The following is a 13,234-nucleotide window of genomic DNA, read 5'->3' as shown; positions in this document are numbered from 1 at the left end:
ACGTCGCCCCCCGGAAGCATGACGACTCAGGCTGGTCGGATCGGAATGTAGATCTCGCCGCCGGCGGCCTTGAACTCGGCCGACTTGCCGGCCATGCCGTCCTCGACCGCGTCGGTCGCCTCGATGCCGCGCTGGGCGGCGTATTCGCGCACCTCCTGGGTGATCTTCATCGAGCAGAACTTGGGCCCGCACATCGAGCAGAAATGCGCCACCTTGCTGCTGTCCTTGGGCAGGGTCTCGTCGTGGAACTCGCGCGCGGTGTCGGGGTCGAGGCCGAGGTTGAACTGGTCCTGCCAGCGGAACTCGAAGCGCGCCTTCGACAGCGCGTCGTCGCGCGAACGCGCACCCGGGTGCCCCTTGGCCACGTCGGCCGCGTGCGCCGCGATCTTGTACGCGATGATCCCCTGCTTGACGTCGTCGCGGTCCGGCAGGCCCAAGTGCTCCTTCGGCGTGACGTAGCACAGCATCGCGGTGCCGGCCCAGCCGATCATCGCGGCGCCGATCGCGCTGGCGATGTGGTCGTAGCCCGGCGCGATGTCGATGGTCAGCGGGCCCAGGGTGTAGAACGGCGCCTCGTGGCAGTGCTTCAGCTGCTCGTCCATGTTGGCCTGGATCAGGTGCATCGGCACGTGGCCCGGGCCCTCGATCATGGTCTGGACGTCCTGCTTCCAGGCGATCTGCGTCAGCTCTCCCAGGGTGCGCAGCTCGGCGAACTGGGCTTCGTCGTTGGCGTCCGAGGCGCAGCCCGGGCGCAGGCCGTCGCCGAGCGAGAAGCTCACGTCGTAGGCCTTCATGATGTCGCAGATGTCCTCGAAGTGCGTGTAGAGGAAGCTCTCCTTGTGGTGCGAGATGCACCACTTGGCCATGATCGAGCCGCCGCGCGAGACGATGCCGGTGCGCCGATCCGCCGTGAGATGGATGAAAGGCAGCCGCAGCCCGGCGTGGATGGTGAAGTAGTCGACGCCCTGCTCGGCCTGCTCGATCAGCGTGTCGCGGTAGATTTCCCAGGTCAGGTCCTCGGCCACGCCGCCGACCTTCTCCAGCGCCTGGTAGATCGGCACCGTGCCGATCGGCACCGGGCTGTTGCGCACGATCCAGTCGCGCGTGGTGTGGATGTTGCGGCCGGTCGACAGGTCCATCACGTTGTCGGCGCCCCAGCGGATCGCCCACACCAGTTTCTCGACCTCTTCCTCGATGCTGGAGGTCACGGCGGAGTTGCCGATGTTGGCGTTGATCTTGACCTTGAAGTTGCGCCCGATCGCCATCGGCTCGACTTCCGGGTGGTTGATGTTGGCCGGGATGATGGCGCGGCCGCGCGCCACTTCGTCGCGCACGAACTCGGGCGTGATGATCTTCGGGATGCGGGCGCCCATCGGGTTGCCGGCCAGCCGCTTCTCGCGCGCCTCGTCGGCCATGTACTCGGCCATCCATTCGCGCCGGCCGTTCTCGCGCAGCGCCACATACTCCATCTCGGGCGTCACGATGCCGCGCCGGGCGTAGTGCATCTGCGTGACGTTGGCACCGGCCTTGGCGCGGCGCGGCGTGCGCTGCAGCGCGGCGGCGCCGGCGCGCAGCTCGGCGATGCGCTGGGCATCGCGGTCGGCATGGGTCGCGCCATCGTCCAGCGCGAGATGCAGGCGGCCCTCGTAGCGTTCGGTGTCGTTGCGTTCGGAGATCCACGCATCGCGCACGCCGGGCAGCCCGCGGCGGATGTCGATGTCGGCCGCCGGGTCGGTGTACGGGCCCGAGGTGTCGTAGAGAGACACCCGCTCGCCATTGGTCAGCGCCACTTCGCGCACCGGGACGCGCAAGTCGGGCCGGCTGCCGGCGATGGCGCCCTTGGTCGAGGCCGGGAAGGGCTCGCGCGTGAGCGTGAGCAGGGAAGCGAACTTGTCGCTGGCATTCATGCGGGGCACTCCTGTTCTTGAAAACAAAGGGTGCTCCGCGATGCCTCTGGACGGCATCGCTCCGGAAAAGGGAGTGGGGGTGCCGGGGAGTCGCAGCTCTTCTTACGCTGGTATGAACCAGATCAAGTTCGCGGGTTCGGCGGCTTGGCCATCTCAGCACGCATCTGCGTGCACCCCGGAGCGGGGCCGATTCTAGGTGCCTTGCGGCCCCGCAATCAAGCGGAGTGTGCCGCCGCCAGTGGCGGAACCGTCCGCATCGGCTCGGCGGCATGCAACGCCGCCCAGGCGTCCAGGCCGCCCGCCAGCACGCGCACCCGCGGCAGGCCCGCGCCCATCAGCACGCGCGCCGCCGCGATCGCCGTGGCGTCGTCGGGGCAATCGCAGAAGACGACCACTTCGCGGCCATCGGCAAAAGCCGAGAGCCGCTTCGGCAGCTGCTTCAGGCCGATGCCGATCGCGCCCGGGATCGCCCGAGCGTCGAGCGCGCGGGCCTCGTCCGAGCGGACGTCGATGACTGTCGGGCCGGCGCCCGCCGCCAGGGCCTCGCGCAAGGCTTCGACCTGGATGTGGACGATATCGTCGACCTGCTGCGCCAGCCGGCGTTGCCGCCAGCGCCAGCCGATGAAGGCCGCCAGCGCCAGCACGCCGATCGCCAGCGCGCCCAGGCCGATGTTGGAGATCACCGCGAGGACGTCCTGGATCGCTGCATGGAAGATCCGGCCCACGAACAGGCAAAGCAGGGTCCAGATCAGCGCGGCCACGGTTTCGTAGGCCAGGAACCGCAGGTTCGACATGCCAAGGGCGCCGGCCATCGGCGGCGCCACCACCGAGACACCGGGCACGAACTTGGCTGCGATCAGCGACCACCCGCCCCAGCGCCCGAGGATCGATTCGCTGCGTCGGACGCAGGAGTCGGGCGACAGCGAGATCCGGCACAGCAGCCGCATCACGCGGTAGCCCCAGCGGCGCCCGGCCAGGAACCAGACGCCGTCGCCGAGGATGTTGCCGAGCACCGCCGCCAGCACCACCGCGACCACGGACAGCTGCCCGCCGACCGTCAACCCGCCCGCCACGACCAGGAACGGCACGGCCGGTACCGGCGCCCCGAGGCGCGTCGCGAGCGTGGCGGCGAAGACCAGGGCGGCGCCCTGGCTGGCGAGGAGCGAGACGAAGTCGTTCATGGTTGTAGTGACGTGGAGGCCGGGGCCAGGTGAGCCGCTATTGGCCCTGAGCCGGCCGGTCGGCCGACGCTGGCGCGGGCGAGGCGGCCGCCGCGGCCGCCGGCGAGGGCGGATTGCCGCGGAGGTCGAGATCCGAGAAGTAGGCGATGCCGTGGCCGTGGGTGTTGTCGGCGTCGGCCGAGACCGCCACCGCCGTCACGTCGGGCCGGATGTCGCCGGCCTCTTCGCCGAAGGCACGGCGGTAGTCCGACAGCAGGTTGCGGCGCTCGGAGGTCCAGCTGCCCGGCTTGGCCGCGGCGCCGGATTCGAGCACCACCATGCGGATGCGCTTGGTGAAGGCGTTGTCGAACGCGTTGCCCTTGGCTTCCTTGTTGTCCCAGACGTAGCACAGGGTCTCGGTCGGCACCGCCTCGCCGGTGGCGCGGCGCGCCAGCGACAGACGGGTGCGCTCGCCGACGGACAGCCGGTCGGCCGGGAAATCGAAGAACACGCAGACCTTGGCCGCGCCATCGTCGCCGGAGCGCGTGCGCAGGTCGGCGCCCTCGACGAAAGACTCCACCCGCCAGCGCCAGGCCAGCGTGGCCTGCTCGTTGAGCTCCACTCGGGCGGGATGCACCAAGTTCCCGTAGGAGTTGTCGGCATCGACCTTGAGCACGCGCTGGCCGTCGAGCTGATCGACCTCGAAGCGGGTCGGCGACTTGTTGGGCAAGGTGGTGAAATGCCACGGCGCGGGCGGCTGGGCTCCGGTCGCGCCCGAGAAGGGCGTGAGCAGGTTCTTGTCCTGCGCGCGCGCGTCCGGCGCGGCCAAGAGCAGCGCGGCCACGGCCGGCAGCGCCATCGCGGCGCAAAGCCGCCCCCAATCCAGCGTGCGGTTCGTCCAGCTGCCCATGGTGCACCTCTTGGCCTGCGGCCGGTTGAGCGGATCGTCGCTGCGCCTTCGGCGCAACAATCACAGGGTACGGAGTGTGAGGCAGGAGCGGCGCAAGATAAATAGCCCGGAAGGAATCGCTCTGTCGCCGCAAGGGACACAATCCGTCGGGATTGCTACGAAATCAATAGCATCGATTCGAGTCCGGGTGCGGGCCGACGGACCTTTCCGACCAAATCCGTCAGTGAAGGTCGCCGTCGACGTAATACCAGCGATGGAGCCCCTCGTCATCCTCCTGGCGCACGAAGCGGCTGCGCTCGTGCAGCCGGCTCGCCTCGCCGGCGCCGTTGCGCTGGCGGGCGACGAACTCGACCTCCGCGTGGTCGGCATCCAGCACCGAGCGCGAGCGGACGTCCAGGCCCAGCCATTTCACGGCAGGCTCGAAGTCGATGCTCGCCGGTCGGGTCGAGGCGTGCCATGTGGCCAGCAGGTAGTCGGCGCGTTCGCGCACGAAGGCGGTGTAGCGCGAGCGCATCAGCGATTCGGCATCCGGTGCCGGCGTGTGCGCAAAATCGTCCACGTAGCGGCCGCAGCACTGCGTGTAGGCCAGGGGCAGCTCCCGCCGGTCGCGGCGCCCGCAGGGGCAGGGGACACGGGCGGGGCTGGAGGGGGATGCGGACATGAAAAAGGCGTGGGCGAGGGAAAGTTCCAGGGCGTATTGTGCAGAGCCCACCTGATCCGTTGAGGACAGAGCAAAAATTGCTGCGCAATTTCTTGGTCTGTCCCGCAAGGTCTCAGGCTAGCGCCCGCTGGATCAGCAGCTTCTGGATGTCAGAAGTGCCTTCGTAGATCTGGCACACGCGCACATCCCGGTAGATGCGCTCGAGCGGAAAATCGTTGACGTAGCCGTAGCCGCCCAGCGTCTGAATCGCGGCGCTGCAGACCCGCTCGGCCATCTCGCTGGCGAACAGCTTGGCCATCGCCGCCTCCTTGAGGCAGGGCCGGCCGGCGTCGCGCAGGGCGGCCGCATGCCAGATCAGCTGCCGAGCCGCCTCGAGCTGGGTGGCGCATTCGGCGAGCCGGAAGCCCACCGCCTGCTGGTCGAAGATGCTGCCGCCGAAGGCCTGGCGCTCCTTGGCATAGGCCAGCGCCACCTCGAACGCGCTGCGCGCCATGCCCACGCTCTGGGCGGCGATGCCGATGCGCCCGCCCTCCAGCGCGCCGAGCGCGATCTTGTAGCCCTCGCCTTCCTGGCCGATCAGGTTCTCCAGCGGGATGCGGCAGGCGTCGAAATTGATCTGCGCGGTGTCGCTCGAATGCTGGCCCAGCTTGTCTTCCAGCCGCGCCACGTTGTAGCCGGGCGCGTCGGTCGGCACGATGAAGGCGCTCATGCCGCGCTTGCCAGCGCCCTTGTCGGTGACCGCGATCACGATCGCGACCTGCCCGTTCTTGCCGCTGGTGATGAACTGCTTGACGCCGTCGATCACCCAGCCGTCGCCCTCCTTGCGCGCCGTGGTGCGCAAGGACGAGGCGTCGCTGCCGGCCTGCGGCTCGGTCAGGCAGAAGGCGCCGAGCATGCGGCCCTGCGCCAGCGGCTGCAGCCACTGCTTCTTCTGCTGCGCATTGCCGTAGCGCATCAGGATCGCGTTGACCGGGCAGTTGGTCACGCTGATCGCGGTGCTGGTGCCGCCGTCGCCGGCCGCGATTTCTTCCAGCACCAGCGCCAGCGTCAGGTAGTCGAGCCCGGCGCCGCCGTCTTCCTCGGGCACGCAGATGCCGTAGGCGCCGAGCGCCGCCAGGCCTTCGTGCGCGGCCTTGGGAAAGCTGTGGTCGCGGTCCCATTGCGGCGCGTGGGGCCAGAGCTCGGCTTGGGCGAAGGCGCGCACGGCGTCGCGGATGGCTTCCTGGTCGGGGGTCAGCAGCATGGTGGTGGCATTCGGTGAGAGGGAATCAGGGCGTGGGCTTGCGCTCTTGCGCAATCTGGTCGCGGTAGCGCGCAAGCATGTCGGCGGCGGGTTCGGGCGCCTCTGTGACACGAGTCTGGTCGTGAAGCATCTGGTTCAGGCTCGGCAGCACGCTGCGCGCCGGCCAGCTTGGAGTCTGCCAAAGATCCGAGCGCATGAAGGCCTTGGGACAGTGCAGATACGCTTCCTTCACCTGCACCTCGACGACCAGTCGCGGCCGCTGGCGCTCCTGCGCAAATGCATCGACGAAACCGGGTTCGTCGCGCAGGCGGGCGATGCCGTTGACGCGCAACGTCTCTTCCACGCCGGGGACCATGAAGAGCAGGCCGATTCGCGGGTCGGCCAGCAGGTTCTCAAGCGTGTCGAGCCGGTTGTTGCCGCCGCTGTCCGGCACCCACAGCGTGTTCGGGTCGGCGACCTTCACGAAGCCTGGAAGTCCGCCGCGCGGCGAAGCATCGAGCAATTGGCCCGGCGCACCCGCGCTGGCAATCACGCAGAACGGCGACAGCGCGACGAAACGCTGGCAATGCACGTCGAGTTGCGTGAGTTGCTTGCGCAGCGCCCGCTCGCCGGGCGCTGCATAGAGCGCGCGCAACTCATCGAGGGTGCGGATCATGGGCCTACTTGCCCTGGCCGAGGTCCATGATCAGCTTGCTGGCCATGTACAGCCGGCGCGGGATCGCGCTGCTGTCCACGTACTCGGCCTTGTCGCTGTGGTAGCCGAAGCCCGGCAGGCCCAGGCTTTCGATGACCGGCTTGCCCGCGAGCGCCGCATAGGCGGCGTCGGTGCCGCCGCCGGTGCGCTCGACGATGGCGAGCTCGCCACCGGCTTCCTTGTAGTAGCCCACCGCCTTGTCGACGAGCTTGCGGCCGCCCTCGCCCGCGTTGAAGGCCGGACGGCCGCGCGTGACGAGCACCTTGACCTCGGCCTCCGGCAGCTTCTTCTGCTGCGCCTTGTGCTCGAGCGTCTTCATCGCGGCATCGAAGTCCTCGTTCTTCGCGTAGCGCACGTCGGCATTCAGCGTGGCGCTGGCCGGGATGATGTTGGACACCGCGCCGGCCTTGCCGATGGTCCAGTTGAAGCGCAGGCCCTTGGCCTTGTCGTCGATGTCCATCGTGCGCAGCACCAGGTCGGAAGCTTCGACCAGCGAATTGACGCCGAGCTCCGGCGCCGCGCCGGCATGCGAGGCCCTGCCCGTGATGTTGACCTGGACGTAGGCGATGCCCGAGGTGCCGAGCGAGAGGTCTTCCTTGCCGGCGCCGGTGGGCTCGAACGACAGCACGTAGTCGGCCTTGGCGGCCTCTTCCTGGATCAGGTCGCGCGAGCCGAAGGAGCCCTTTTCCTCGTCGGTGTTGAACAGCACCGTGATCGTGCCGAAGTCCTTGAAGCCGCGGTCCTTGAGCAGCTTGAGCGTGTGCACGACGACCGCGTTGCCGCCCTTGTCGTCGGCGATGCCGGGGCCGTAGGCCTTGTCGCCTTCGACGCGGAACGGCGCCTTGGCGAGGATGCCCTTGAGGTAGACCGTGTCCATGTGCGAGAGCAGCAGCAGGTTCTTGCCGCCCTTGCCCTTCAGCTTGCCGACGATGTTGTCGCCGACCACAATGCCGGTCGATTTGCTGCGCGTGACCGTGAAGCCCAGCGCCTTCAGCTCGGACTCGAGGTAGCTGCCGGCCGAGGCCATGCCCTCGCCGTCACCGGTGCCGGTCTCGATGTTGACCAGCGTCTCGAGCGTCTTGATGACGGCGGGCTTTTCGGCCGTGGCGGCAGCGAACAGGGCCTGGTCGCGGGTCTGGCTCCAGGCGGCGGGTGCGACGAAGGCGGTGGCGAGCAGCGCGGCCAGCGCGCTGCGGGGGAAAACCGAAGGCATCGAAAAGGAACTCCGAAAAAGAAGAAGAGTGATTCTAGGAAGGCGGGTCAGACCAGCTCGATCGCCACCGCCGTGCCTTCGCCGCCGCCGATGCAAAGCGTGGCGACGCCGCGCTTCTTGCCGCGCTGCTGCAGCGCATGGATCAGCGTCACCATGATGCGCGCGCCGCTGGCGCCGATCGGGTGGCCCAGTGCGCAGGCGCCGCCGTGGACGTTGACGATGTCGTGCGACACGCCCAGCTCGTGCATCAGCGCCATCGGCACCACCGCGAAAGCCTCGTTGACCTCCCACAGGTCGACGTCCTTGACGCTCCAGCCGGTCTTCTTGAACAGCTTGGCGACCGCGCCCACCGGGGCGGTGGAGAACCACTCGGGCTGCTGCGCATGCGTGGCGTGGGCGACGATGCGGGCAATCGGCTTGGCGCCGTTCTTCTTGGCGCCGCTGCCGGTCATCATCACCAGCGCCGCTGCGCCGTCGTTGATCGACGAGCTAGACGCCGCGGTGATGGTGCCGCCGTCCTTCTTGAAGGCCGGCTTGAGCGTCGGGATCTTGTCGAGCTTGACCTTGCCCGGGCCTTCGTCGATCTCGATCACGGTGTCGCCGCCGCGGCCCTTGACGGTGACCGCCGCGATCTCGGCCTTGAAGGCGCCGGAGCTGGTCGCCGCCTTGGCGCGCTCGACGCTGGCGATCGCGAAGGCATCCTGCTGCTCGCGCGTGAACTTGTACTTGGCCGCGCAGTCCTCGCCGAAGGTGCCCATCGAGCGGCCCGGCTGGTAGGCGTCTTCCAGGCCGTCGAGCATCATGTGGTCGAAGATGCGGTCGTGGCCCATGCGGTAGCCGCCGCGGCCCTTGAGCATCAGGTAGGGCGCGTTGGTCATGCTTTCCATGCCGCCGGCCACCATCACCTCGTGGGTGCCCGCCAGCAGCATGTCGTGCGCCAGCATCGCGGCCTTCATGGCCGAGCCGCACATCTTGCTGAGCGTGACCGCGCCCGCGCTGTCGGGCAGGCCCCCCTTGTAGGCCGCCTGGCGGGCCGGCGCCTGGCCCTGGCCGGCCATCAGGCAGTTGCCGAACAGCACCTCGCCGACGCTGTCGGCCGGGATGCCGGCGCGCTCGACCGCCGCCTTGATGGCGACGCCGCCGAGGTCATGCGCCGAGAGGGATGAGAAGTCGCCCTGGAAGCCGCCCATCGGGGTGCGGGCGGCGCCGACGATCACGATCGATTCGCTCATGGATTTGCTCCTTCAGTGGTTGTCAGTCAGAAATCAGAAATAGGGGGTGGCGTTGTCGTGCTTGAAGCGCAGCGACTCGTCGTAGGGAAAGACGTCCAGCATCTGCCCGGCCTGGATGCGCTGCTTGTGGCTCTGCCAGAAGGCGGCGTCGAGCAGGTCGGCATGGTGGGCCATGAAGGCCTCGCGCACCGCCGGATTGCCGAGCAGGAAGGGCTCGAAGGTCTCCGGGAAGACGTCCTTCGGGCCGACCGAATACCAGACCTCGCCGCTCATCTCGTCCTCTTCGTTGCGCGGCGCCGGCACCTTGCGGAAATTGCAGTCGGTGAGGTATTCGATCTCGTCATAGTCGTAGAACACCACCTTGCCGCCGCGCGTGAGGCCGAAGTTCTTCCAGAGCATGTCGCCCGGGAAGATGTTGGCCGCCACCATGTCCTTGATCGCATTGCCGTACTCGATCACCGCGTGCTCCAGTTGCTTGCTCGCGCGCCGCGCGTGCTCGGGCTGCGCCAGCAGGTCGAGGGACTCCTGCAGGAAGAGGTTCAGCGGGATCATGCGGCGCTCGATGTAGACGTGCTTGACCACGATCTCCATTTCCCCGTTGCCGTCGCGGTCGCCGATCTCGAGCTGGCTCGGCGCGAACTTGCGGATTTCCTCGATCAGCTCGGGCTCGAAGCGGTCGAACGGAAATCCGACGTCGCTGTACTCCAGCGTATCGGCCATCCGCCCGACGCGGTCGTGCTGCTTCACGAGCAGGTACTTGCGCTTGACCTGCTCGCGCGTGGTGTCCTTCTGCGGCGGGAAGAAGTCCTTGATGACCTTGAACACGTACGGAAACGACGGCAGGTCGAACACCAGCATCACCATGCCCTTGATGCCCGGCGCGATGCGGAACCGGTCGGTGGAATAGTTGAGGTGGTAGAGGAAGTCGCGATAGAACAGCGTCTTGCCCTGCTTGGCCAGGCCGAGCGCGTTGTAGATCTCGGCGCGCGGCTTGCGCGGCATCAGCGAGCGCAGGAACTGCACGTAGGCCGAGGGCACCTCCATGTCCACCATGAAATAGGCCCGCGCGAAGCTGAACAGCATCTGCAGGTCTTCCTCGCCGAACAGCGCGGCGTCGACATGGAACCGGCCCTCCGCGTCGTGCAGGATCGGCAGCGCGAACGGCATCTCGATGAAGCCGTTGTTGATCTTGCCGACCACGTAGGCGCCCTTGTTGCGGTAGAACAGCCCCGACAGCACCTGCAGCTGGAAATTGGCGCGCAGCTTGACCTGGTGGAAGCGTCCGAGGATCGCGGCCGCCACGCATTCGGCGTCGCGGCGGCGGTCGGCATAGCGCCCTTGCAGCGCGTAGTCCTCGAGCATCCGCTCGACCGTGTCGGCCAGCGTGTCGCGTTCGGGGTAGTAGGCGCGGTAGGTCGGCGCGTCGCGCGGCTCGATGTACTCGGTGCTGATCGCCGGCCGCACGAAGATGAAATCGTTCTGAAAATAGGCCCGATGCAGGATCTTGGTCGTGACCGAATTGAAGAAGGTCTCGGCCAGTTCCGGCTGGTGGTGGTCGACCAGCAGGCCGATGAAGTGCAGCTTGATCTGGTGCCAGACCTCCATCGGCTGCTCGCCGGCCTTGAATTCCTTCTCGAGCCGCGCCACCGCCTCGCCCACCCGCAGGTCGTAGAACTCGATCCGCTCGCGCTGGGCCCGCTGCTGGCCGTGCCAGTCGGCGGTCTCGAAGCGGTGCTTTGCGCGCGCCGACTCGGCGCGGAAGAGCCGATAGTGCCGATCGAAGCCGTCGCGCATCGCACGGGCGATGTCATAGGCGAGCGGCGAATCGAGGCGCTGCGGGAACATGGGACCGGTGCCGGACTACTTGATGTATTCGGACGTGCCCGTATCCGCCGGCTTGCTCCACTTGTAGCGGATGCGCTGCACGGCGGCGCGGTACTGGTTCTCCATCGGCTTGGTGCCGTCGACGGTGAGCTCCAGGTCCTGGATGAGGCCGTCGTGCACGCCGAAGGCCCAACCGTGGATCGTGACCGACTGGTTGCGGCTCCAGGCGTCCTGCATGACGGTGCTGACGGCCACGTTGACCACTTGCTCCGCCACGTTCAGCTCGCACAGCGCATTGGCGCGCGCGACCTCGGGCAGGCTGTCGAGCATCACGTGGTGGCGGTCGCGCACGTCCTGGATGTGGCGCAGCCAGTTGTCGGCGATGCCGATGCGCGCGCCTTCGAGCGCCGCCTGCACGCCGGAACAGCCGTAGTGGCCGACCACCATGATGTGCTGGACCTTGAGCCGCTCGACCGCGAACTGGATCGCCGACAGCGCGTTGAGGTCGGAGTGCACCACGATGTTGGCGACGTTGCGGTGCACGAACACCTCGCCCGGCTCGAGGCCGGTGATCTGGTTCGCGGGCACCCGGCTGTCGGAGCAGCCGATCCACATGTACTTGGGGGTCTGCTGCTTCACCAGGCTGGTGAAGAAGCCGGGCCGGTCGCGCTCCATGCGCGACGACCAGGCGCGGTTGTGAGCGAACAGGTCCTCGAGGGAGTCGGGCTTGTTTTCCATGGTCTTTTTCGTGATGAAAGGGTTGGGGGAATGCTATCGGCGGGGCTCAGCGCGCTTTCGGCTTCGATGCGCGCGCCAGCGCCGCCCGGGCCTGCTTTTCCTGGGCCCGGACCTCGTCCAGGTTCGCCTGCAGCTCGGCCAGCTGGGCTTCGAGCTGCTCGCGGTGGGCGCCGAGCACGCCGAGGAAACGCTCCAGCTGCACGGCGGTGTCGCGCGGGCTGTCGTACATGTCGAGTATCTCGCGCGCCTCGGTCAGCTTCAGCCCGAGCCGCTTGGCCCGCAGCGTCAGCGTCAGGCGGGCCCGGTCGCGCGAAGTGTAGATTCGCTGCAGTCCGGCCCGGCGCGGCGCCAGCAGGCCCATGTCCTCGTAGAAGCGGATCGCCCGCGTGGTGAGGTCGAACTCCTTGGCGAGCTCGCCGATGGTGAAGGTCTGCGAAGGCATGAAAAATGGGTCGAAGCGTGGGCGACAGCAAGGTCGGGCGGCACTGCCTACAATGTCGGCTCAAAGCCATGACGTTTACGTTAACGTCAATCGTACATGAACCTTCTCGAACGCGAACTCCATTACCCCCTCGGCGACACCCTGCCGGCGCCCGGCCAGACGGTCGAAGTGGCGCCCGGCATTCGCTGGATCCGCATGGCGCTGCCCTTCGCGCTCGACCACATCAACCTCTGGCTGCTGCGCGACAGCATCGACGGCGTCGAAGGCTGGAGCGTGGTCGACTGCTGCATCTCGCATGACGCGGCCCGCGCGCAATGGGAGCAAATCTTCGAGACGCAGCTCCAGGGGCTGCCGATCCTGCGCGTCATCGTGACCCACATGCACCCCGACCACATCGGCCTGGCGCACTGGCTCTGCGACCGCTGGAAGGCGCCGCTGTGGATCAGCTCGACCGACTACCACGTCGCGCGCGTGCTCACCACCGCCGGCGACACGCTGGCCGGCGGCGACGCGGCGGCCGACTTCTTCGCCTCGCACGGCCTGACCGACCCCGAAGCGGTCGCCAAGATCCGCGCCCGCACCAGCTACTACGCCAACATGGTGCCGTCGGTGCCGGCCAGCTTCGTGCGCATGCTCGACGGCGACGACGTCATGATCGGCGGCCGCGCCTGGCGCTGCATCAGCGGCTACGGCCACGCGCCCGAGCACATCGCGCTCTACTGCGAAGAACTCAACGTGCTGCTCGGCGGCGACATGATGCTGCCGCGGATCTCGACCAACGTGAGCGTGCACGCGGGCGAGCCCGAAGCGAATGCACTGCGCCTGTTCCTCGACAGCATCGAGCGCTTCAAGGCGCTGCCGGTCGACACCCTGGGCCTGCCTTCGCACGGCAAGCCCTTCACCGGCATCCATCGACGCGTCGAGCAGCTGCAGGAGCATCACCGCGACCGCCTGGCCGAACTGCTGGAAGCCTGCCTGGCTCGGCCGCACAGCGCCGCCGAGGGCCTGCCGATCCTGTTCAAGCGGCAGCTCGACCTGCACCAGATGACCTTCGCGATGGGCGAGACCGTGGCCCACCTGCACCTGCTGTGGTTCTCGGGCCAGCTGCGGCGCCGGCTCGGCGACGACGGCATCTACCGCTTCGGCGCTCTGGCATGAGCCGCCGGGCCGCTCCCAAGGCGAATACCGAAGCGCTGCTGCGCGAAGGTGC

Annotated in this window: 12 protein-coding genes and 1 riboswitch; of the genes, 1 reads left to right on the top strand and 11 read right to left on the bottom strand. The window is 67.9% G+C overall.

Features of this window, described 5'->3' with window-relative positions; genetic code table 11:
- Nucleotides 1–26 precede the first annotated feature (26 nt).
- The 11 genes from thiC to AC1DF3_RS17600 form a co-directional block, all read right to left on the bottom strand.
- Complete coding sequence (gene thiC / locus AC1DF3_RS17650; protein WP_478140346.1) at nt 27–1,907, bottom strand: phosphomethylpyrimidine synthase ThiC; 1,881 nt, start codon at nt 1,905–1,907, stop codon at nt 27–29.
- 82 nt (nt 1,908–1,989) lie between these two features.
- Nucleotides 1,990–2,095: riboswitch (TPP riboswitch) on the bottom strand.
- A 27-nt stretch (nt 2,096–2,122) separates the two neighbouring features.
- Entirely contained in the window at nt 2,123–3,088 is a 966-nt protein-coding gene (locus AC1DF3_RS17645) for a VTT domain-containing protein (protein ID WP_478140345.1), read from the bottom strand.
- 37 nt (nt 3,089–3,125) lie between these two features.
- Nucleotides 3,126–3,977 carry a DUF3047 domain-containing protein gene (locus AC1DF3_RS17640; RefSeq protein WP_478140344.1) on the bottom strand — a complete coding sequence of 284 codons (852 nt, stop codon included), beginning with the start codon at nt 3,975–3,977 and terminating at the stop codon, nt 3,126–3,128.
- Nucleotides 3,978–4,197: 220 nt separating this feature from the next.
- Nucleotides 4,198–4,638 carry a YchJ family protein gene (locus AC1DF3_RS17635; RefSeq protein WP_286534876.1) on the bottom strand — a complete coding sequence of 147 codons (441 nt, stop codon included), beginning with the start codon at nt 4,636–4,638 and terminating at the stop codon, nt 4,198–4,200.
- Between the two features lie 112 nt (nt 4,639–4,750).
- The gene (locus AC1DF3_RS17630) at nt 4,751–5,881 is read right to left on the bottom strand and encodes an acyl-CoA dehydrogenase family protein (RefSeq protein WP_478140343.1); all 1,131 of its coding nucleotides are present in this window, start codon (nt 5,879–5,881) and stop codon (nt 4,751–4,753) included.
- A 25-nt stretch (nt 5,882–5,906) separates the two neighbouring features.
- Nucleotides 5,907–6,536, bottom strand: coding sequence for a pyridoxamine 5'-phosphate oxidase family protein (locus AC1DF3_RS17625; RefSeq protein ID WP_478140342.1), 630 nt, complete (start codon nt 6,534–6,536; stop codon nt 5,907–5,909).
- Nucleotides 6,537–6,540: 4 nt separating this feature from the next.
- The gene (locus AC1DF3_RS17620) at nt 6,541–7,788 is read right to left on the bottom strand and encodes a glutamate carboxypeptidase (protein WP_478140341.1); all 1,248 of its coding nucleotides are present in this window, start codon (nt 7,786–7,788) and stop codon (nt 6,541–6,543) included.
- A gap of 47 nt (nt 7,789–7,835) precedes the next feature.
- Nucleotides 7,836–9,020 carry an acetyl-CoA C-acyltransferase gene (locus AC1DF3_RS17615; RefSeq protein ID WP_286534878.1) on the bottom strand — a complete coding sequence of 395 codons (1,185 nt, stop codon included), beginning with the start codon at nt 9,018–9,020 and terminating at the stop codon, nt 7,836–7,838.
- A 33-nt stretch (nt 9,021–9,053) separates the two neighbouring features.
- Nucleotides 9,054–10,865 carry a bifunctional isocitrate dehydrogenase kinase/phosphatase gene (gene aceK / locus AC1DF3_RS17610; RefSeq protein WP_478140340.1) on the bottom strand — a complete coding sequence of 604 codons (1,812 nt, stop codon included), beginning with the start codon at nt 10,863–10,865 and terminating at the stop codon, nt 9,054–9,056.
- Nucleotides 10,866–10,880: 15 nt separating this feature from the next.
- Complete coding sequence (gene can, locus AC1DF3_RS17605) at nt 10,881–11,582, bottom strand: carbonate dehydratase (RefSeq protein ID WP_286534880.1); 702 nt, start codon at nt 11,580–11,582, stop codon at nt 10,881–10,883.
- Nucleotides 11,583–11,628: 46 nt separating this feature from the next.
- A complete protein-coding gene (locus AC1DF3_RS17600) occupies nt 11,629–12,024 on the bottom strand; it encodes a MerR family transcriptional regulator (RefSeq protein WP_286534881.1) in 396 nt (131 codons plus the stop codon).
- Between the two features lie 96 nt (nt 12,025–12,120).
- Here AC1DF3_RS17600 and AC1DF3_RS17595 point away from each other — a divergent pair, with 96 nt between their 5' ends.
- Nucleotides 12,121–13,182 (top strand): MBL fold metallo-hydrolase, encoded by a 1,062-nt coding sequence (locus AC1DF3_RS17595; RefSeq protein WP_286534882.1) that lies wholly within the window; start codon nt 12,121–12,123, stop codon nt 13,180–13,182.
- Nucleotides 13,183–13,234: the final 52 nt, after the last annotated feature.

The organism is Variovorax sp. 10N432, from assembly GCF_056394465.1.
This window is presented reverse-complemented; position numbering and strand designations above follow the sequence as displayed.